Annotated in this window: 18 protein-coding genes and 1 other RNA gene; 15 read left to right on the top strand and 4 right to left on the bottom strand. The window is 60.7% G+C overall.

Annotated elements, in window-relative coordinates:
* The first annotated feature begins 220 nt into the window (after window positions 1-220).
* A complete protein-coding gene (locus AW06_RS17600; RefSeq protein WP_034952830.1) occupies window positions 221-3,046 on the top strand; it encodes an Rne/Rng family ribonuclease in 2,826 nt (941 codons plus the stop codon).
* 132 nt (window positions 3,047-3,178) lie between these two features.
* Here the strand turns inward: AW06_RS17600 and AW06_RS17595 are convergent, their stop codons facing one another.
* The 3 genes from AW06_RS17595 to AW06_RS17585 form a co-directional block, all read right to left on the bottom strand.
* Window positions 3,179-4,153: a hydrolase 1, exosortase A system-associated gene (locus tag AW06_RS17595; protein WP_138677700.1), complete on the bottom strand. Its 975-nt coding sequence runs from the start codon at window positions 4,151-4,153 to the stop codon at window positions 3,179-3,181.
* Window positions 4,150-4,959 carry a hydrolase 2, exosortase A system-associated gene (locus AW06_RS17590; protein ID WP_138677701.1) on the bottom strand — a complete coding sequence of 270 codons (810 nt, stop codon included), beginning with the start codon at window positions 4,957-4,959 and terminating at the stop codon, window positions 4,150-4,152. The genes AW06_RS17595 and AW06_RS17590 overlap by 4 nt, the downstream gene beginning before the upstream one ends.
* A 105-nt stretch (window positions 4,960-5,064) precedes the next feature.
* Complete coding sequence (locus AW06_RS17585; RefSeq protein ID WP_034952827.1) at window positions 5,065-5,760, bottom strand: hypothetical protein; 696 nt, start codon at window positions 5,758-5,760, stop codon at window positions 5,065-5,067.
* Window positions 5,761-6,062: 302 nt separating this feature from the next.
* Between AW06_RS17585 and AW06_RS17580 the strand changes: the two genes are divergently transcribed.
* The 14 genes from AW06_RS17580 (at window position 6,063) to AW06_RS17520 (ending at window position 16,846) form a co-directional block, all read left to right on the top strand.
* Window positions 6,063-6,536, top strand: coding sequence for a 4Fe-4S dicluster domain-containing protein (locus AW06_RS17580; protein WP_034952826.1), 474 nt, complete (start codon window positions 6,063-6,065; stop codon window positions 6,534-6,536).
* 12 nt (window positions 6,537-6,548) lie between these two features.
* Window positions 6,549-8,396 carry an aldehyde ferredoxin oxidoreductase family protein gene (locus AW06_RS17575; RefSeq protein WP_034952824.1) on the top strand — a complete coding sequence of 616 codons (1,848 nt, stop codon included), beginning with the start codon at window positions 6,549-6,551 and terminating at the stop codon, window positions 8,394-8,396.
* Between the two features lies 1 nt (window position 8,397).
* Complete coding sequence (locus AW06_RS17570) at window positions 8,398-9,648, top strand: FAD-dependent oxidoreductase (protein WP_034952822.1); 1,251 nt, start codon at window positions 8,398-8,400, stop codon at window positions 9,646-9,648.
* Window positions 9,648-9,902 (top strand): MoaD/ThiS family protein, encoded by a 255-nt coding sequence (locus AW06_RS17565; RefSeq protein WP_034952820.1) that lies wholly within the window; start codon window positions 9,648-9,650, stop codon window positions 9,900-9,902. The genes AW06_RS17570 and AW06_RS17565 overlap by 1 nt, the downstream gene beginning before the upstream one ends.
* Window positions 9,903-9,920: 18 nt before the next feature.
* Entirely contained in the window at window positions 9,921-10,181 is a 261-nt protein-coding gene (locus AW06_RS17560) for a hypothetical protein (protein ID WP_273704847.1), read from the top strand.
* An 18-nt stretch (window positions 10,182-10,199) separates the two neighbouring features.
* Window positions 10,200-10,298, top strand: an RNA gene (gene ffs / locus AW06_RS21090) — signal recognition particle sRNA small type.
* A gap of 104 nt (window positions 10,299-10,402) precedes the next feature.
* Window positions 10,403-11,974, top strand: coding sequence for a DNA polymerase III subunit gamma/tau (gene dnaX / locus AW06_RS17555; protein ID WP_034952815.1), 1,572 nt, complete (start codon window positions 10,403-10,405; stop codon window positions 11,972-11,974).
* A gap of 23 nt (window positions 11,975-11,997) precedes the next feature.
* Entirely contained in the window at window positions 11,998-12,321 is a 324-nt protein-coding gene (locus AW06_RS17550; RefSeq protein ID WP_034952813.1) for a YbaB/EbfC family nucleoid-associated protein, read from the top strand.
* Window positions 12,321-12,923: a recombination mediator RecR gene (gene recR, locus AW06_RS17545; protein ID WP_034952811.1), complete on the top strand. Its 603-nt coding sequence runs from the start codon at window positions 12,321-12,323 to the stop codon at window positions 12,921-12,923. Before AW06_RS17550 ends, recR begins: the two co-directional genes overlap by 1 nt.
* A gap of 100 nt (window positions 12,924-13,023) precedes the next feature.
* A complete protein-coding gene (gene petA, locus AW06_RS17540; RefSeq protein WP_034952809.1) occupies window positions 13,024-13,620 on the top strand; it encodes a ubiquinol-cytochrome c reductase iron-sulfur subunit in 597 nt (198 codons plus the stop codon).
* Window positions 13,621-13,623: 3 nt separating this feature from the next.
* Entirely contained in the window at window positions 13,624-14,943 is a 1,320-nt protein-coding gene (locus AW06_RS17535) for a cytochrome bc complex cytochrome b subunit (protein WP_046536202.1), read from the top strand.
* Between the two features lie 13 nt (window positions 14,944-14,956).
* Window positions 14,957-15,667, top strand: coding sequence for a cytochrome c1 (locus AW06_RS17530; protein ID WP_034952807.1), 711 nt, complete (start codon window positions 14,957-14,959; stop codon window positions 15,665-15,667).
* A 94-nt stretch (window positions 15,668-15,761) separates the two neighbouring features.
* Complete coding sequence (locus AW06_RS17525) at window positions 15,762-16,358, top strand: glutathione S-transferase N-terminal domain-containing protein (RefSeq protein WP_034929884.1); 597 nt, start codon at window positions 15,762-15,764, stop codon at window positions 16,356-16,358.
* 71 nt (window positions 16,359-16,429) lie between these two features.
* On the top strand, window positions 16,430-16,846 hold the full coding sequence (locus tag AW06_RS17520) for a ClpXP protease specificity-enhancing factor (protein ID WP_138677703.1): 417 nt from the start codon (window positions 16,430-16,432) through the stop codon (window positions 16,844-16,846).
* A gap of 1,332 nt (window positions 16,847-18,178) precedes the next feature.
* Here AW06_RS17520 and AW06_RS17510 read toward each other — a convergent pair.
* Window positions 18,179-21,142: a hypothetical protein gene (locus AW06_RS17510; protein WP_034952805.1), complete on the bottom strand. Its 2,964-nt coding sequence runs from the start codon at window positions 21,140-21,142 to the stop codon at window positions 18,179-18,181.
* Window positions 21,143-21,157: the final 15 nt, after the last annotated feature.

The following is a 21,157-nucleotide window of genomic DNA, read 5'->3' as shown; positions in this document are numbered from 1 at the left end:
CGAAGTAGCGATACTACTTGAACTGCGCGCGCCTGGCACCTGTGGAGCGGCCCTGGCAGATTCCCGAGTCCTTGACTTTCGAGGCCCGACGAGCAATCGAGTCGGCGAGATACCCCTATTAGTTGCACGATCGGGATGCTTCTCAAGCATCCCGCACAACTAATCCGTTAATGCCTGCACAAGACCCTTGCCCCCGAGAAAGCGCGCGGGAGCCCAAATCATGAAACGCATGCTGTTTAACGCAACACAGGCTGAGGAACTCCGCGTTGCCATTGTCGACGGTCAGAAGCTCATTGACCTGGACATCGAATCGGCGAACAAGGAACAGAAAAAGAGCAACATTTATAAAGCAGTCATTACCCGCATCGAGCCCAGCCTCGAAGCGGCGTTTGTCGATTACGGGTCGGAACGACACGGCTTTTTGCCCTTCAAGGAAGTTGCCCGCACCTTCTTCCAGCCTGGTGTCGAATCCGGTCGCGCCAGCATCAAGGAGGCACTGCGAGAAGGCCAGGAACTGATCGTCCAGGTGGACAAGGACGAACGCGGCAACAAGGGTGCCGCGCTGACGACCTTCATCAGTCTCGCTGGCCGATATTTGGTGCTGATGCCGAACAACCCACGTGGCGGCGGGGTCTCGCGTCGCGTCGAAGGCGACGAGCGTACGGAACTGCGGGAAGTGATGGATCAGCTACAGGTTCCGCTCGGAATGAGTCTTATCGCCCGTACCGCAGCGATTGGGCGCAACGCCGAAGAACTGCAATGGGATCTCAATTATCTGCTGCAGTTGTGGAAAGCCATTGAAGCCGCAGCCCAGCAGCAGAGAGGGGCGTTCCTGATCTACCAGGAGGGCAGCCTGGTCATCCGCGCCATCCGTGACTACTTTCAGCCCGATATTGGTGAAATCCTGATCGATACCGACGAAGTCTTTGAGCAAGCGCAGAAGTTCATGGAACATGTGATGCCGGGGACCGTCAATCGCATCAAGCGCTATCGCGATGATGTCCCGCTGTTCTCGCGCTTCCAGATCGAACATCAGATCGAATCAGCCTACTCCCGCCAGGTCACCCTGCCTTCGGGCGGTGCGATCGTCATCGATCATACCGAAGCGCTGGTTTCCGTCGATGTGAACTCGGGCCGCTCGACACGCGGGGCCGACATCGAGGAGACGGCTCTGAAGACCAACCTCGAGGCCGCAGAAGAAGTGGCCCGCCAACTGCGTCTACGCGACCTCGGCGGTTTGATCATCATTGACTTCATCGACATGGAGAATCAGCGCAATCAACGCGAGGTCGAAAACCGCGTTCGCGAGGCGCTGCGTTTCGATCGAGCGCGCGTGCAGACCGGCAAGATCAGCCGTTTCGGTCTGTTCGAGCTGTCGCGCCAGCGCCTGCGCCCGGCACTTGCCGAAACCAGCTACATTCCCTGCCCGCGTTGTTCGGGAACTGGCCACATCCGCAGCACGGAATCCGCAGCTCTGCACATCCTGCGTATTCTCGAAGAGGAGGCGATGAAGGACAACACCGCCGCCGTGCAGGCACAGGTTCCGGTCGATGTCGCCACCTTCCTTCTGAACGAAAAGCGGACCGAAGTTCAGGCCATCGAACAGCGGCACAAGGTCACGGTCATGCTGATCCCCAATATCCACCTCGAAACGCCGCAGCACACGTTCGTGCGCCTGCGCCAGGACGAAGCAGGCCCGGAACTGCTGCAACAAGCATCGTACCGGATGGTTGCGCTGCCGACAGAAGAGGAGCACAAGAACGTTGTATCAACTGGCGGCGAAACCAGAGCACCTCGAGCGGAAGCAGCGATCAAGGGTGTGACACCGTCACAGCCGGCACCGATCGCTACCGAAAGAGTATCGAGCGATGTCAAGAAACCCGTCACGGCAGGCAGTCATTTCTGGAAGAAAATCATTTCCTGGTTTCGCCACCAGCCTGCCGCCGTTCCTGAACCTTCACAACCGACCCCTGCCAGCGCGTCTGCGCGCGAGTGGCCACGAGACAATCGCCGCTCTGGTGTGCGCGGACCTCGCCGTGACGAAACGCGCGACCTGCCAGAGACACGCGTCAATCGGGATGCCAAGGAAATGTCGCCACAGACCCACACAGCTGCAACTGCTCGTAGCGAAGCACAGAGACCGCGCGAAGCGCGTGCGCCGAACGAACCGAGTGTGGCACGCGAGCCACGCCGCCCGCGCAGCGAACGCAAACCACCATCCGCGGCATCCGTCACGGCAAACACCGAGATCATGCCGGCCGCGCCGCCCGCGCGTGCCGTTTCCGTGCCGGAACAAATTGGCGACGACCCTGGCAGCATGCCACGTCGCCGCGGTCGTCGTGGCGGACGCCGTGAACGTAGCGAACGAATCGAGAACCCGGCCGCGGTTCAAGACCTGGCAAGCGCTGCGGTAAGTCCCATAACGACCGACATGGTCACGGCAGTCCTAAGCGTCGAACCGCTCCCAGTACTGCCTGGCGAGCCTGGTACAACACTGGCTGCGCAAGACATCTCTCAGCCAGCGACCGCCATTGCCGGAACTCCTCCGGCCATTACCGCTGAAACCTTTTCGACTGCAGTGGCATCCAGCGAAGCATCCTGCCCAGTAGCGGTTCCCGCCGCTCTGGTCGATGCCTCCGACGCAGGCGATACTCCGGCAACAGTCGAAATCGCATCGACCGTGGTGGCGCCGGAAGCAGCCGCGTTTGTCACCACCCCGCCAATGATCGACGCCCAGCCGTTGTTCGTAGAGCAGCACGGCGTCGAATCCCAGGCGGCGCTCCTGGCCGCTGCGAACATCGGCCTATCGCCTTCCCTGCCGGAGGCTGGTGAGCCTGTCGAGCCGCCTGTCGCCCGCCCACTCGCACCCTCCATCCAGCAAGCGATTACAGGCAGTGGTCTGATCATGATCGAGACCAGAAAAGACCAGGTTCAGACGCCATCGCCGGAGAGCGATCCCATTGCAGCGCCCAGACCACCACGCCGCAGACGGGTCAGCGTGGTCATTCCCGATGAGCCGCTGGTGATGATCGAAACGCGGAAGTAGAAGACCAGCCGCCAGTTTTGCGAGAGGGCCGTGGATTCCCATATCGAGCGCGCGACCGGGCGTGTCGATCAATCCCGGCCCTGGAGGTTTTCCCGCGGTCGTCTGCCAGCGACAGCGGGAGATTTTACGATACTACGGCTCGAGACCGGCTTTTGCACCAGACACAGACCGATTACGCGACCAGCAGCCCAGGCAGCTGGTCAATGAGCGGGTCAAAACCGGTTCCTGCGGTTTCTCGCAGCGTCTGCTGGAATCCTCTCGCTGAAGCCAGTCCGTAACCGCCGTGGCTACGCAATTGCGCCAGGCAGTTGATGAAAAAGTGTGGTCAGCGTCGTCAATGGCGACGAACGTGGTATGGCCACGCTGCAATGATGCCTGCCAGGCGCGATCGGTTTTCAGGGCTTCGGCAAATTCCCGCGCGGTGAAATCGTTGCCGCTGAGGATCACCAATGCCGATCCCCGAAATCGCTCAAGGCCACGTGCCATCTTCTTCTGGAATGGGAGCGGTTGATCGTCACCTGACGAGTGACTGGTCTGACGCGCGGCCTGGATGCTGGTAATGAATCCCTTGAGCGACCGACCCAATGCCAGGTTTCCCGTGAGCAATTTACGCCAGAAGTCTGCCTGCAAAAGCCGTTGACCGTAGTGATGCTTGAGGTGGGCTTTCGCCAGCCCTGCTTCGGTACGGACCCAGGGGTTGAGCATCACCATTCCGGTCACTCGATGGTCCTGGGTTGCATCCCAATACAGCAGACCGGCGGATGCCGCATCGCACAAACCCCAGAGGACGATCTGCTGCAGCTGCGGGCAGGACGCCATGAATGCATTGATGGCAGCGGCAATATCCGCATTGATGTGTTCGAAATTGCGCATCCCCCCGGTGCTGTCACCCATGCCCCGGTAGTCGAAACGCATTGCCGGGTAGCCTGCTTCCGCTAGGGTACGCGACAAAAGGACGAACTGACGATGACTGCCTGCGCGATATTGCGGTCCCCCAACAATGATCAGCACCCCTTTCCGTGCCGCCTCCCCGGAGGGAGAGGCAACGATGCCAAGTAGGTTTTCTCCAGCACACGGGAAGACAAAGGCCCGTTCTGTGAATTTCATTGCCAGGACTCCAATACAGCCAGGGTTGCCGTAATCAATGCGGGAGCGTCTTCGATCTCGCTGGTCTGCCAGAAACCTGGGCCATTCACCATCCGGGCATCCAACTTGTAGGCGGCAGCTTCCCAATGTCCGATGCATTTCGTGGACACCGGAGAGAATGTGGCACCCTCGCGAGTCGACAACTCCAGCCATGCAGTCCGTCCGCCAATAGCGCCCGGGGGTTTGAGTTCGGCGGCCTCCAGGCTCTCGACAAGTGCTGGAGCCAAGGTGTAGCCAGCGATTTCAACAGCCTGGCCAGTCGATAATTGCTGCCGCAATTGGTCGGAAACGGCTTTCGCCTGCCCTGCTGCCAGCACTGAGGCCATCTTCAGGCGCATGAACTGTTGCCAATGTTGTTTGCCGGAGACGACCGGCTGCCAGAAGATGAAATTGGTGGTGTCCTTGAGTTTGACCGCAGCGCTGGCTGCTAGCAGGCAGCCAGCGCGCAAGCCCCAGAGACATACCGGTGCATCACTTCGGGCGCGCAGCCAGCGATGGGCCAGATGAACATCATCCTCCCAGTCTTGCCAGCGCGCTTCTGCGAAGTCGCCTGAACTGTCTCCACAGCCCAACAGGTCGATCTGCAGGACATCGTAGCCAATCCTGGCCATGGCCCTTGCCTGCAGGGCAGCCATGCGGCGAGATTTGTTCATTTCTTCGGCAAATGGATGCAGATAAATGATCGCGCCACGCGTCCGACCATTGGCTGCTGGGTGATAGAGGCAGAAACGAGTCCCTCTCTCTGCTGGAATAATAAATGGCTGCAAGGCTTAATCGCCCCCAAGGTTAAAATGGTTACCGCAACGGCACAGTTCCGATCAAGCGCAGTGTCCCCCTATGGCCAAATATACCACCCGCTTAATCGCAGTGACTCAGGGCCTTGACCGCAGCGAGATCCGCACACTGGGGCGACCAGCACCATTCCAGCTGAAGTTGATGAATGGTTTGCAGGACATCAGAGCCACCTGCAGCGATCCGATGCAAATGAAAGTCAATGTTTCAAGCACACTGATGCCCAGGCGTCGATGGGACTGAAGGGATTGTCGGTTGAACGCCGATATCCGCGAACAACTCCAGTCCACACCCAGGGCTGCCAGACGCTCGTTTGCCGCATCCCAAAGGCGCGCGAAGGTTCTTCCCATTCTGAAACGCGGCTCGACGTGCACATCGTAATCCCAGACGGTCGAGTCTGGCTCACTCAGGCTGAAACGGCAATGAACCTCATCCTCCTCGTAATGGTCTCGGGCATACCACAGAAAGCCGGCGAAGACTCCCTTGTTAACCGCAGCCAAGCACACATGCCCCCTTGAAAAGCGTGATTTCAGAACCTCCGGTGGGCGTGGAAAGCTCTCGATTATCGCTTCTTGCGCTGCGATCTCGATCACCTTTTCCGTTGCCGAGGGCCGGCAGACCGGAACGAACTCGCGGGAAACTGGTTGGGCGACGATATGGTAGCGGATCAGGCGGCTACGCCCACCGCTGAGAGCCTGCATTACCCGGCCAAGAAGATAGAGCATCCCGTTGATGAAGCCAAGGTCGTCAATCGCCGATTTCAAAGAACTGAACATTTAACGCGTTCCCCGCTTTCTGTTTTTTTGTGTTCAAACCTGGCTCCAGGCGGTCAGGGTCGTTCACTCGACCCCTACTATAGAATGAAGACTACGCTTTGGGCCGTGACGTATATCCCACATTTCAGCGCAAGCACGTATTCGATCATCCATGAATTGCCGACGCCAGCCATATGCGCCACATTGTTGCAGCGCAACTTTCATTAATGCCTGGCGTTGCCTATAGTGATCATTCCAGTCGCGGTCGGCGGTGCGACGTCATTCAACAGGATCATCGATCACTCAACGGAGGAGACGACGTCATGCAGAAGTCCTTGCTCATCGATCCGGGCAAATGCACCGGTTGCTTGCAGTGCGAAATGGCCTGCTCTTACGAGCACACCGGGATCTTCAATCCGTCCAAATCGCGAATCAAGGTTTTCGATTTTCACCACGAAGGCCGCAAGGTGCCCTATACCTGTACGCAGTGCGCGGAAGCGTGGTGTCTCAATGCCTGTCCAGTCGAGGCGATCAAGATCGATAGTGGCAGTGGTGCCAAGGTGGTTCTCGAAGCAATCTGCGTGGGCTGCAAGGTGTGCACGATTGCCTGTCCGTTCGGGACGATCAACTACAATCACGAATCAGGAAAGGTCCAGAAGTGTGACCTCTGTGGCGGTGACCCAGCCTGCGCCACAGCTTGCCCGACCGGCGCCATCACCTACATTGATGCGGACTGGACGGGCCTGCAACGGATGCGTCAGTGGGCACAGAAAACCGACAGTGCAGCATGCCTTTGAGGAGGATCGATCATGGCTTGGACACGCAAGATTCTTCGCGTCAACCTGACCCAGGGAACCTGCAGCAGCGAACCGCTGAACATGGCCTGGGCAGCACAATATCTTGGCCAGCGCGGACTGGCCAGCAAATACCTGGTCAGCGAGATCGACCCGCAGGTCGACCCGTTGTCCCCGGAAAACAAGCTGATCTACGCGACCGGCCCGCTGACCGGCACCATGGCGTCGACTGGCGGCCGCTATTCGGTGATTACCAAAGGACCCCTGACCGGCGCGATTGCCTGCTCGAATTCGGGGGGCTATTTTGGGGCCGAACTGAAATCGGCGGGCTGGGATATGATCATCTTCGAGGGCAAGTCGCCGCAACCGGTCTACCTGCACATTGAAAACCAGCAAGCGACCCTGCTGCCCGCAGACGACCTGTGGGGAAAGACTGTCTGGGACACCGAAGGCACCCTAAAGAAGCGTCATCAGGATTCGCTGCTGCGGGTATCGAGCATCGGCCGCGCCGGAGAAAACCAGGTCCTGTTCGCAGCGATCGTCAATGACTTGCACCGCGCCGCCGGCCGCTCCGGTGTCGGCGCTGTGATGGGGTCGAAGAATCTCAAGGCGGTTGCCGTGCGCGGGACGCTCGGTGTGGGCAATATCGCCGATCCCAAGGCTTTCATGGCGGCCGTGACCGCCGGCAAGAAGGTCCTGGCGGAGAATGCGGTCACCGGCCAGGGTCTGCCGACCTATGGCACGCAGGTGCTGATGAACGTAATCAACGAAATGGGCGCCTCGCCAACGCGCAACCACCGCGATGTACAGTTCGAAGGGGCACGCAAGATTTCGGCAGAAGCGATGCACGAAAAACGCGCCACCGACGGCAGGACACATCTGGTCACCAATCAGGCCTGCTTTGGCTGCACCATCGCCTGCGGCCGGATTTCGCGGATCGACGAAACACACTTCTCGGTTCAGACCAAACCGGAATACTGGGGCGCCAACGGGGGTCTCGAATATGAAAGCGCCTGGGCGCTGGGCAATGCCAACGGCGTCGACGATCTCGAGGCCTTGCAGTACGCCAACCTGCTGTGCAACGAAGACGGCATGGATCCGATCTCGTTCGGGGCAACGGTCGGTGCGGTCATGGAGCTTTTCGAACTGGGTATCCTGACCAGGGAGGACATCGGCCTCGACGCACCCTTCGGTTCCGCCGCCGCCTTGTGCAGACTGGCAGAAATGACGGTGCGCGGCGAAGGCTTCGGCAAGATCGTTGGGCAGGGATCGAAGCGTTTGTGTACCCAGTACGGCCGGCCGGAGTTGTCGATGACCGTCAAGGGGCAGGAGTTTCCGGCCTACGACGGACGCGCGCTACAGGGCATGGGTCTGGCCTATGCGACCTCGAACCGTGGTGCCTGCCATTTGCGAGGCTACGTGGTTTCCAGCGAGGTATTCGGCATTCCGGTCAAGACCGATCCCAGGGACACCGACGGCAAGCCCGAACTCCTGAAAGCTTTTCAGGATGCCACAGCGATCGTCGATTCGAGCGGTCTGTGCGTTTTCACCACCTTTGCGTGGACCCTGAACGATATTCAGCCTCAGATTCAGGCGGCTTGCCCGGGCGACTGGTCGCTCGAATCGCTGCTGGCGATGGGCGAGAGAATCTGGAACCTCGAACGCGACTTCAACCTTGCGGCAGGCCTCTCCAGCAAGGACGATACCCTGCCACCGCGCCTGCTCACCGAACCGTGCAAGACAGGTGCTTCGAAGGGCATGGTGGCCGAACTCGGGAAAATGCTGCCAGAGTATTACCGCCTGCGCGGCTGGACCCCGGACGGCGTCCCGACGACGGCTACACGCGCGCGTCTGGGTCTCTGAGGTGACCCGCCACGTCATCATCGGCAACGGCCCGGCTGGGGTCGTTGCTGCGGAGACCCTGCGGCGTGCCGATGCAGAGGCCGGGATTACCCTGATTGGCGATGAAGCCGAGCCACCGTATTCCCGGATGGCAATTCCCTACCTATTGATGGGGAAAATCGACGAAGCGGGCACCTATCTGCGCAAAGATGCGGAGCATTTTGAGCGTTTGCGCATCCGCTTGCTGTTTGGCCGGGTCACCGCCATTAATAGCGGCGCACGCATGCTCAGCCTGGCGGATGGTAGCGTGCTTCCCTACGATCGCCTGCTGATCGCCAGCGGCGCGCAGCCGGTTCGTCCGCCGGTTCCCGGCATCGATTTGCCGAAGGTCTTGTCGTGCTGGACACTGGCCGATGCGCGGGCAATCGTCGCCGGCATAGGCCGGGGCATGCGTGTGCTGCAGATGGGCGCCGGTTTCATCGGTTGCATCATCATGGAATCGCTGGCGGCGCGCGGCCCGCAACTGACGGTCGTCGAGATGGGCGACCGGATGGTGCCGCGGATGCTCGATGCCGTGGCCGGGACGATGCTTCGACGCTGGTGCGAGGCGCGGGGGGTGCGCGTCCTGACCGGCCGGCGAGTGGTGGCGATTGCGTCGGTAGGAGAAGCGCTGCTAGTCAGGTTCGACGATGGCGAGACGCTAGAGGTCGACGCGCTGATCAGCGCGACGGGGGTCAGGCCGAATATCGCTTTCCTCGATGGCAGTGGTGTCGCAGTCAATGCCGGGGTACTCGTCGACACGACGCTGCAGACCAGTGTCGCCGGTATCTACGCGGCTGGCGACGTTGCTGAAGCGGTCGAGTTCGGCAGCGGTCTGCGCGTCGTCAATGCCATCCAGCCTGATGCCGTCGAGCAGGGGCGGATCGCGGCACTCAACATGGCCGGTCAGTCGGCAGCCTTACCCGGCACCTTCGTTTTCAACGTTCTCGACACCCTGGGGCTGATTTCCGCGTCCTTTGGTCAATGGCAGGGCGTCGCCGGTGGCGAAACCGCGCAACTCCTTGACGAAACCCGGTTTCGTTACCTGCGTCTGGCGTTTGGCGGTGATCAGCTGGTCGGCGCCAATTGCATCGGCCATACCGAGCATATCGGGGTGCTGCGTGGGCTGATTCAGGGACGGGTTCGTCTCGGAGAATGGAAAGATCGACTTCTCGCCAACCCCCTGCAACTCAGTGAAGCCTATATCGCCAAGGGACTGGCCATTGCGCACTGATGGAAATCACCTTAAAGCTGTTTGCTTCGCTTTCCGATTACCTGCCCGCGACGGCCCGGCGGACCAATACCCTGGCGCTCGACGTCGCCGACGGGTGCAGCGTCGCCTCGGTCATTGATTCCTTGGCGCTGCCGCCGCGCCTGGTGCATCTGGTCCTGGTCAATGGTGAATTCATTCCGCCGCAGTTACGCGCCGAGCGCTGCCTGGCGCCAGGCGACGCACTGGCGATCTGGCCACCGATTGCCGGCGGTTAAGCCGTGGCCGATTTCACGATGACCTTGACGCTTGGTGAATTCGAGCGCCAATTGCAGCCGCTGTTGACCGGCTGGACAGCCGAACCACAAGCGCATGGTTGGCACCTCTGGCGTCCAGAGCGCAGCGTAATCATTTCCTGCTGGCAGCGACCGGCGCTGCGGCTTGGCGTACTGCTGCTGCCGTGTCTCGATGTGTCAATTGCCTTTAGCGGCAACGCCGACCAGGAAGCCGATTTCATCGAAGACTTCCTGCGTTATTTCCGGCGCGGCGGCGGCTGATGTGGTAGCATCTCTGGTGGCGGGTCTCCCCGCATCGCAGGATGGTGAACCTGGTCAGGTCCGGAAGGAAGCAGCCACAGCCGTCTGATGTGAGTGCCGGGGGTAAGGCTCGCCACCCTCCGCTCCCCTTCTGCTGCCGACCTTTGCCCAGATTTGCCCCGAACCCCCGTGGTCAACAACTTCAGTGGGACCGGTAACGCCATCTGCTAGAATCCCCGCTCATGAGTTACCAAGTCTTGGCGCGCAAATGGCGCCCGCGAACGTTTGCCAGCCTGGTCGGGCAGGAACACGTTGTCCGGGCATTGACGCATGCACTGACCGAACAACGTCTGCATCATGCCTATCTGTTTACCGGTACGCGCGGGGTTGGGAAAACCACGCTGGCGCGCATTCTTGCCAAAGCGCTGAATTGCGAAAGTGGCGTCACGGCGACTCCCTGTGGCGTCTGTTCGGCCTGTCGGGAAATCGACTCCGGGCGTTTCGTCGATCTTCTCGAAGTGGACGCGGCGACCAATACCAAGGTCGACGAAATGCGGCAGCTTCTCGAGAACGCGGTCTATGCGCCAACGCGTGGCCGCTTCAAGGTCTATGTGATCGACGAAGTCCATATGCTCTCGAACTCGGCCTTCAACGCCATGCTGAAGACCCTCGAGGAACCTCCGGAGCACGTCAAATTCATTCTTGCAACCACCGATCCGCAAAAGATTCCGGTAACCGTGCTGTCACGCTGCCTGCAGTTCAATCTCAAGCAGATGACACCGCCGTTGATTGCCGGCCATCTCAAACATATCCTCGAAGCCGAGTCGATCAGCGCCGAAGCAGCAGCCCTGCAACTACTCGCGCGCTCGGCGGCAGGCAGCATGCGCGATGCGCTGTCGCTGCTCGACCAGGCGATTGCGCATGGTTCGGGCAAGATCGAGGGAGCGCAGGTGCGCGAGATGCTCGGCGCGGTTGATCTTGACCACCTGTTTTCGATTGCCGACGCTCTGCTCGCTGGAGATGCGGCAGCCATGCTTCAGGTTGCCGATGATATGGCCACGCGCAGCCTGTCCTTTGACACAGCACTGCAGGAGATGGCCGGCCTGTTTACGCGTTTGCAGATTGCCCAGCTCGCCCCCCAGGCGATCGCCGACGATTTGCCGGAGCGTTCGCGCCTTCTCGAAATCGCGGCCAGACTCGATCCGGAGTTCGTTCAGCTCGCTTACCAGATTGCCGTGCATGGCCGCCAGGAATTACCTTTGGCACCTGATGAACAGGCTGGTTTCATCATGACGCTGCTGCGTTTGTATGCCTTTCGTCCTGTGCCCGACGATGAATCTGGCGGACGACAGCAAGGCGCCGCGCCGGCTGATGGCCCGGTGGCATCCTCCTCGACGCTGGCGCCGGGGCAAACTGCAGCTCCTGCAGAAGCCGGTGCCGGGGTCGGCTGGCATGACATTCTCGCCGCCCTCAAGCTCGGCGGCATGGCGCGGGAACTGGCGCAGCACTGCGAATTGCGCGAACTTGGGAAGGCACGGATGGTCCTCGGCCTTTCTCCGACGCACCGCCATCTGCTGATGAAACCCGCACAGGACAAGCTGCAGCAATCGCTTGCCGGGCATTTTGGCCATCCGCTGCAACTAGCGATCGAACTTGAAGAAGGCTCGGGGGATACTCCCGCCGCTGCCGCACAACGAGACCACCGTGAACGCATGGATCGTGCCATCGCTTCGGTCGAGCAGGATGGCTTCGTACGGCAGGTCATCGAGACCTTCGACGCCACCCTGATCGAATCTTCCATAAAACCCATTTAATCGTTCACAGCGAGGCAAGCAAGATGATGAAAGGCGGAATCGCCGGCCTGATGAAACAGGCTCAGCAGATGCAGGAAAACATGAAGAAAGCCCAGGAAGAGCTGGCGCAGCTCGAAGTCGAGGGGCAATCCGGTGCCGGCATGGTCAAGGTGCTGATGACCGGTGGCCACAGTGTGAGAAGGGTGACAATCGACCCTTCGGTGATGGACGACAGGGAGATGCTCGAGGATCTCGTTGCCGCTGCCCTGAACGACGCCATGCGGCGCGCCGAGGAAGCCTCCCAGCAACGGATGGCCGGTTTTTCCGCTGGACTCAATCTGCCACCCGGGTTCAAAATGCCGTTCTGATGAATACCCCGTCAAGCCTCGAATCATTGATCGAGGCTTTGCGCTGCCTGCCGGGTGTGGGCCCAAAATCGGCACAGCGCATGGCTTATCACCTGCTGCAGCACAACCGCACCGGCGCCCAGCGTCTGGCTGACTCGCTGCAACGGGCGCTCGGCGCACTCCGTCACTGCCAGCGCTGCAACACCTTGACCGAGTCAGAAATCTGCGCCCGCTGCCTCTCGCACAAGCGAGACCCAAAGCTGCTCTGCGTCGTCGAAACGCCGGTGGACATGAACATGCTCGAACAGACGCACGCCTACTCGGGCTTGTACTACGTGTTGATGGGCCGCGTTTCACCGCTCGACGGGATCGGCCCTGGCGACTTGCACCTCGAGCGTTTGCTGGCTCGTGCCTGTGATGGCGTGGTGCGGGAAGTGATCATCGCCACCAACTATACCAATGAGGGTGAAGCAACTGCGCACTACCTCTCCGAATTGCTCAAAAGTCGTGGCATCAGCGTATCGCGCATTGCACGCGGCGTGCCGGTCGGCGGCGAACTCGAATATGTCGACGCAGGAACCTTGGCGCAAGCCCTGCGCGAGCGTCGACCGCTTGCTGATTAAGCGTTTTGGGCGTTTTGCGATTCAATTCGAACTTGATTGGACGTATAATGCGGCGGTTTAGTTCGTACCAACTTTTCATTACGTTCTAGGGATCAGCGCTATGAGCAATGAGAGCAAAGTGGACTGCGGCAGGCGGCGACTGGTCGTCGCCACTGCTGCAGTCGGCGGGGTAGGAGCGTTAGCGGCGCTCGTACCTTTCCTGTCCAGCATGCTGCCATCCGAGCGTGCCAAGGCGGCCGGCGCGCCGGTCGAAGTCGACATCGGGAGCCTTGAGCCTGGCCAGATGATCACCGTCGAATGGCGAGGCAAACCGGTGTGGATCTTCAATCGTAGCCCATCCATGCTCGAAACGCTGCCCAAGCTCGATGACTCTGTGGCTGACCCGAAGTCCGAGAAGAATATGCAGCCAGCTTATTGCAAGAACGAGACGCGTTCGATCAAGCCGGAAATCCTGGTTGCGGTGGGCATCTGCACGCATCTGGGCTGCTCACCCTCGAACAAGTTCAAGAAGGGTACCGACGAAGGCATGGACAGCAGTTGGCTGGGCGGTTTCCTGTGTCCCTGCCACGGTTCCACTTTTGATTTTGCGGGCCGTGTCTTCAAGAGCAAGCCGGCACCGGACAATCTGGAAGTGCCGCCGCACATGTATCTGTCCGATAAGCGGATTCTCATCGGCGAAGACAAGAAGGGGGCTTAAGCCATGGCATCGAATACCAATTTCGAAAAGTACAAGTCTGACGGTTCCCTGCAGGGCAATCTGCTCGAGTGGTTTGATGCCCGTTTCCCGGCTACCTCGATGTGGCGCGGGCACCTCTCCGAGTACTACGCGCCGAAGAATTTCAATTTCTGGTACTTCTTCGGGTCGCTGGCGATGATGGTGCTGGTCATCCAGATTCTGACCGGCATCTTCCTGGTGATGCACTACAAGCCCGACGCTTCGCTCAACGCCAATGGCATCCCGGTGGCCTTTGCCAGCGTCGAATACATCATGCGCGACGTACCCTGGGGCTGGCTGATCCGCTACATGCACTCGACTGGCGCTTCGGCGTTCTTCATCGTGGTGTACCTGCACATGTTTCGTGGCATGCTATACGGATCGTACCGGCAGCCGCGCGAGCTGATCTGGGTCTTTGGTACGCTGCTCTTCCTTTGTCTGATGGCCGAAGCTTTCATGGGCTATCTTCTGCCCTGGGGACAGATGTCCTTCTGGGGTGCGCAAGTGATCGTCAACCTGTTTTCTGCCATTCCGCTGATCGGCGATCCGCTGTCGATCTGGATTCGTGGTGACTTTGTCGTCGGCGATGCTACGCTCAACCGCTTCTTCTCGTTTCACGTCATCGCGGTTCCGCTGGTGTTGCTCGGCCTCGTTGCCGCGCACATCCTGGCGCTGCACGAAGTCGGCTCGAACAACCCGGACGGCGTCGAGATCAAGAAGCGCAAGGACGTTCACGGCAATCCGCTCGATGGCATTCCCTTCCATCCGTACTACACGGTCAAGGACATCGTCGGCGTGGTGGTATTCCTGATGGTCTTCTCGATCATCGTTTTCTTCGCTCCCGAAGGTGGCGGCTACTTACTCGAATACAACAACTTTCTGCCCGCCGATCCGCTCAAAACCCCGCCGCACATCGCGCCGGTCTGGTATTTCACTCCCTACTACTCGCTGCTGCGCGCCATGGTCTGGCCGCTGTTCGGGATCGACGCCAAGTTCTGGGGGGTTGTGGCGATGGGGGCCGGTGTCGTCATTCTTGCCTTCCTGCCCTGGCTTGATCGCAGTCCGGTCAAGTCGATCCGCTATCGCGGCCCGATCTTCAAGACCCTGCTGACCTTGTTCGTGATCTCCTTCGCCATCCTGGGTTTCCTCGGGACGAAGCCGCCGTCCTACGCCTTCTTCGGCGTCATCCCCGGTGCACCTGTGGCGCAGGTGCTCAGCGCTTTCTACTTTCTCTATTTTCTGACCATGCCTTGGTGGTCAAGGATCGACAAGTACAAGCCGGAACCCGATCGCGTGACGATGTAAAGGACTGCACAAAATGAAAAAACTGCTTATGGCATTGCTCTTTACCCCGGTCATCGCCCTCGCCAGCGGCGCTAGCGTACATCTTGACAAGGCGCCGGACGTGCAGGGTGACAAGGCTGCCCTGCAAAGCGGCGCACGGACCTTCGTGAACTATTGCCTGAACTGCCACGGCACAAGTTTTGTCCGCTACAACCGCCTGACCGATCTCGGTCTCACCGAGCAGCAGGTCAAGGAAAACCTGATGTTTACCGCGGTCAAGACCGGCGAGACGATGCGCATTGCCGCTCGCCCCGATGAGCAGAAAATTTGGTTCGGCGCAGCACCTCCGGATCTCTCGCTGGTGGCACGCGCGCGCGCGTCGGAAGATGGCAGCGGCGCCGACTGGCTGTACACCTATCTGCGTTCTTTCTATGTTGACGAAGCCCGCCCGACCGGCTGGAACAACACCCTGTTCGCCAATGTCGGTATGCCGCACGTCCTGTGGCAGTTGCAGGGTCAGCAGGTGCTGAACAAGGATCACCACCTGGAACTGGCTGTGCCCGGTACGCTGACCCCTGCCGAGTACGACAAGCAGATCGGTGATCTGGTGGGTTTCCTGGTCTGGATTGCCGAGCCAGACGCAGGGTTCCGCAGGAAGATCGGCTTCGGCGTTCTGGCCTTTCTGGTGCTGCTTTTCGCCGTCGCCTATCCGCTGAAGAAAGCGTACTGGAAAGACGTCAAGTAGCAGCAGCGCCGGGTTTCACCGCGGCATCGCCGGCGAGGGCGCGACAAGCGCCCATAGCCACCGCGATGCCGATTCGTTTTTGAGGGTATTGATCATGATGAATCTCTATTCGGGAACCACCTGCCCCTTCAGTCACCGCTGCCGTATCGTCCTTTATGAAAAAGGTATGGATTTCCAGGTGATCGATGTCGATCTTTTTGCCAAGGCCGAAGAGATTGCCATCATCAATCCTTACGGGCGGGTGCCGGTACTCGTGGAACGCGACCTCATCCTTTATGAGCCGAATATCATCAATGAGTACATTGACGAGCGCTTCCCGCATCCGCAACTGATGCCGGCCGATCCGATCATGCGCGCGCGCGCGCGCCAGCTCCTGATCACCATGGAGCGAGAAGTCTTCGCCTACATCGAGCCACTCGAAAAGAACAACAAGGCCGCCGAACGCTCGCGCCAGCAGATTCGTGACCGCCTGACCGAAATGGCGCCGGTGTTCGTCAAGCAAAAGCACATGCTCGGCGAAGACTTTTCGATGCTCGATGTCGCGATTGCGCCCCTGCTCTGGCGGCTCGACCATTACGGCATCGAGCTGTCGAGGGTGGCTGCCCCATTGATGAAGTACGGCGAACGGATTTTCAGTCGTCAGGGCTTCATCGACGCGCTGACGCCATCCGAAAAAGCGATGCGCAAATAGCCGCCGGTGATGACCAGCACAAGCATCTCCCGGCTTGCCTGCCCCAACACCCCTTGAGGGAGTGTGAGAACGTGGACCTGCCGTCGACCAAACCCTACCTGATCCGCGCCATCCACCAATGGTGCTGTGACAACGGTTTCACCCCCTATCTGGTCGTTGCCGTCGATGCTCGCACGCGCGTACCGCGCGAGCACGTCCGCGACGGCCAGATCGTCCTCAATGTCGGCTATGATGCCACCGCCCATCTCAGCATGGGTAACGACAGCATCTCGTTCCAGGCTCGTTTTGGTGGCGTGGCTCGCGACATCGCGATCCCGATTGGCAACGTATCCGCGATCTACGCCCGCGAAAACGGCGCCGGCATGGCTTTCGAGCCCGAAGACAGAAGCACTTCCGAAGACGCCGCCAGCAGCGAAGCGAACCAGGACAGTCCACCGGATCCCCCGCCGTCGCCAGTAAGCCGTGCCAGGTTGCAGCGCGTCAAATGAGCGACGCCTGGCAGGTGCCAGGTTCCCCCATCAACAGAGGCCGTCGACCGACCCCAGACCCATGCGGGACAGTCGCCTGGAAAGTGCATTGCCCCAGGCCGTGGCCGATGCGCAGGCGAGCCTCCGCCACCACTGCCCTGCTCGTCCACCACGACACCAGATGGCCTCTGGCCCGCTCGAGGCATCCTCTGAATCGCTCTGGCCCTGCCGGGGGAGGTGGATCACGACGAAATGACGTGTTCTCGCGTCAGGAACGGCTGGTAGCGGGAACACGCGATCCAGCGTCACCAGGCGGCCACCTTGCTGCACCGCTAGCGCCAGGAGATAAACGTCGCTCACCTGGGGGAGCCGGGGAGCAGGGGAGCAGGGTACGGCATTCCAGGCAATGCGCCCGCCCTCGAGGATGCTGATAAGGTCTGGCCAGAAATCGACCTGCCCGTTGGTTCCAACCCAAGAGCTCCGGCATTCACGCCGGGTGCAATGGCCTTTTGCTGCATCGCTTCGAGCCAACTGGCGTTGATCAGCCGTCAGGTAGCCACGTTCACCAGCCTGCTGTTTTAACCACGCTACTAAATCCGGATCGATCAAGATCGTCAGAGGCTGGCACAGTAGTATTCTCATTCATGACGATCCGTCTTTCGCATCGAAATGACCTGGATCGTTTCTTCGATTTCGGTGTGCGCAATCCCCCCCCGATTCTGAACAACCCCTCGTGGAAAACCGCGCCTCATCGTCGGGGCAGCGCGTATCCGGGCGCGTCAAGGTATGCCCTGCGAACCCCGTGACGTATCAGCATGGTCAGGCCCGTGCTTCTTCAGGTTGGCTGGCTGCTTTGCATGGTTCCAAGTGAAATCCCTCGATCGGCATGGACGGCCGTCTCTACTGCAGGGATCGCTACTCCCTGGCCGGCACCTCCGTGGCAAGCGCTGCCGGAATCGTCGGCATCAGATTCTCAAAAGCATCCCATCGCCGTAGGTTGGACTGAGCTTGCCAAGCCCGAGATCCCAAGACGAGGCGGCCAGGAGGCGCCGTAGCTTCGGCTGGGCCGGCAAAGCCCAAGCTCATGGACCCGGCGGGAAGTGTGTGGAAGTGGAAGGATGCGAGAAGGATACCTTGGTGTTGGGCTTCGGGGGCTCAGCCCAACCTACACGGCTTACATGCCTACACTCCCAGGAGTTTCTTGGCCTTTCACTAATAATCAACGACTTACATCTTTTAGGCCAGGAAGGTCCGTCAGATCAATACCTGATGACGAGCTTTCGCACCCGGCACCGCCTGCAGCAGGAGCGCGTGATCCAGTGTCAGCAAGCGGCGCGAGTCGCTTTGGCAAGGCTAGCTTTTCTTGCGATCGGCGACGCCCTTCTTGCGGCGGGGGTACGCGCTCTTGGGGGCGGCGCTCGGGGTCTCCGGAGCCTCGTCATCCGTCTCGATCGGGCCGCCGTGCTCTTGCGGAGTCTGATCGGCTTGCCGATGTGCTGCCGCCAGGGCTTCTTCGAGCTGTCTCCGGCGTTGTTCCTCTTCTTGCTGGAAGGATGCCATCCGTTGTCGCTGCTCTTCGCGGGTCCTGGCCCAGGCCTCTTCCATTCGCTGCTGCTCTTCATCCAGCGCAGGGAAGGGGGCCGTGGGAGCCGGGGACGATGAAAAAACCGGCGGCGCCGTGGGGGTTGGGGGAGCGGGAGAATCCGGGAAGCTTGGGGGTGCCATGTCCATCTGCGCTGTCGTCTGGCGGGCGCTTACGCCGTCCGGTGCCGCTTTCGGGGCTTTGCCATAGGCCTCGGGGTTGAGCAACTGGCCTTTCTCAAAATGGCCTGCCCCTTTTTTCTCTTCGACCGGGCGTCTGAGCTGATGGATGAGCGGATCGTCGCGATCCGCCAGAACGAGGTAGCTGACCTCCCGGCCCGGTTCGCCGTAAACGGTGAACGCGGTGAAGTTGCGATTCCACTCGTAAGCGGTCAGGAACGGCTTGCTGCCGATCGCGGTCAGGCTGACCGTGGCGTCTTCCTCCCTGGTCAACGCGGCGAAGTAGGAGGGCATCTTGACGGTTCCCTTGCCCGCGGCGTCGAGCTGCACCTTGCCTCGGTACAGGCAGAGGTCTTCGGGCGATTCGACGAAACTGTGGCGCAGCGTCTTGTTTTCGGGATCGAGCGGGTGGTCGATCAGGAAGGTGCCGCTGCCTTTCGAGAGGACGCCGTTGACGTGGAGGTTGCCGTTGACTTGGACGTTGCCGACGAAGTAACCAGCCCATTTTGGTCCAATGCCGTCAACGTGACTGTACAGGCCGTACTTGCCGCCAGTGCCTGTTCCGGTCGCATCGATTCTCAGGCCAACGACATCACCCTTGCCGTTGCTGTCGGTGTTGACCACAATGCCCTCGGTTCGGTCGGTTGAGTCCGCTGGACTTTCAGCAGCGAAGTATGCCGCCCGCTTCGGGCCGGCACCCGTTGCAGAACAACTGAGCGCCTCTTTCCATCCGCTTCCTTCGCCGGTTGCAAATGCTCGAATGCCGGAAACGGACCCGGAACCTTTGCTCTGGGCAAGGGCTTCGAGTGCGAGTGTGCTGTCCGTGGAATCCGTGCTGCCATCCGCGCGAAACGCGCCGGCCAGCTTGTGACCAGCACCGTAGGCGTGGGCCGAAACGGCGCATTTCTGCCCCGTGCCAGCGCCGCCGGAACTGGCGACGATCGCGATCGGCTCCCCGCTCCCGTCGTTCAGCACCTCGGCCCAGACGCCATAGGTACCGTCGGCGGAACCGCCGCCAATTGCGCGGAACACGCCAGCGGTCTTTCGGCCGGCACCCTCGGCGTGGGCAACGAGGCCATTCTTGGGCCCTGTTCCAGGCCCGCCGGCGCTTGTTCTGAACGCAGTCGTGTCGCCGGTCCCAGCGCTGCTGGCAATCGCCCGAAGTCCTTCCGTGACGTCGGCCGTACCAGCATTGCGGTTATAGGAATAAAACTGCCCGCCATACTTGTGCCCTGACCCATCGACGGTACAGACCATACCCTCCTTTTGCCCCGCTCCGGAGCCTCCTGAGTTTACCGAAAGAGCTCGAACGTTACCCGTTCCATCGCTGCCCGCGCCAGCGCTAAGTGCATTGGTGGAGGCTGGTGAGCCGGCTGGACTGGATGCATTGAACTGCCCAGCGAACTTGTCGCCAGCTCCACTCACCTCACTGACGACCCCGATCTTCAACCCGCTTCCCGAGCCGGACAGGCCCGTCCATAGACCCATCACCACGCCAGAACCTTCGCTGCTGGCATCGGCATGCAGCGCCTGGGTGAAGTCCGAGCCGGCTCCGCTCGTCGCGCTGAAGTAGCCGGCGTGCTTTTCGCCCGTGCCGCTCACCCTGCTGGTGATTCCATGTTTCCCGCCACTACCGCTGCCCGCCGCACTGACATCGACAGCGGTGACGTTGCCGCTGCCATCGCTGGACGTTGTCGCGAGGGTCGCAAAAGCAATTCCTGCCGGGCCGTCATCGGACCTCAGCGAGAGTCTGCTCAGCGGCTGCGGCATGGTTCCCAGACCGACATTGCCAGCATGCAGCTGCAAGTTGCCGACTATCGTTCCACCCGTGCTCGCCAGCGCACCGACATCCGCCGCCGTCGTCCCGTGCGGATTGCTGCCGCCATCGAGACTCAGCGAGCTGTGCCGGATCTGCGCGCCATCGCCGCCGGAGTGGTCGTGAGCATCGCCGTGGGTGACCAGCTTGCCGCGAGCGCCGGCACTCAGCTTGCTCTCCTCGACGGCACCGTCCGCGAGCTTGTCGGTCGTCACCGCAGCCGGCGCCAGTGCCGCGCCGGCGATTTGCCGCCCGTCAGGGAATACATCGCCGAGATTGCCGGGAAGGTTGCCGCCAGCGGTCAGCGTGAAGTGCGCCAGGCGGATCACGCTCCCATCACCCGCCGGCGCCGTGGTGGACGCCAGGACCTGCGGCCTTTCCATGGTACGGGTGTCGCCCGTGACGCCGGTGGCGGTACTGGGATCGCTTCCCTCTTCGTGGTAGGCGATCGTGACATGGACCGTCGCCCCGGCAGGGAAAGCCGCCGAGTCGCTCAGGCTGACGATGCGGCTGTCGAGCAATACCAGCTCGCGTCCGCCGCGATCGATGGCCATTCCGGGCTGGATGGTGATCTCCCGGTCGCCGCTCCTGCTGACCGCCAGGCCGTCGGCGACGCCGTAGTCGTGCAGCGCCGCGTTGTGCCGGCGGCGCATCGCCAGATGGTATTGCTGTTCGTCGGTGAAATCCGACTCGACCAGGAACTGGTGATTGAAATAGTGCAAACGCTTGATATCAGCCATGGTGGTCCTTGCCTC

The sequence above is a fragment of the Candidatus Accumulibacter cognatus genome (assembly GCF_000584975.1).
Lineage (GTDB): Bacteria > Pseudomonadota > Gammaproteobacteria > Burkholderiales > Rhodocyclaceae > Accumulibacter > Accumulibacter cognatus.
The sequence above is the reverse complement of the archived record's forward strand: the minus strand, read 5'-3'. Positions and strand labels throughout refer to the sequence as shown.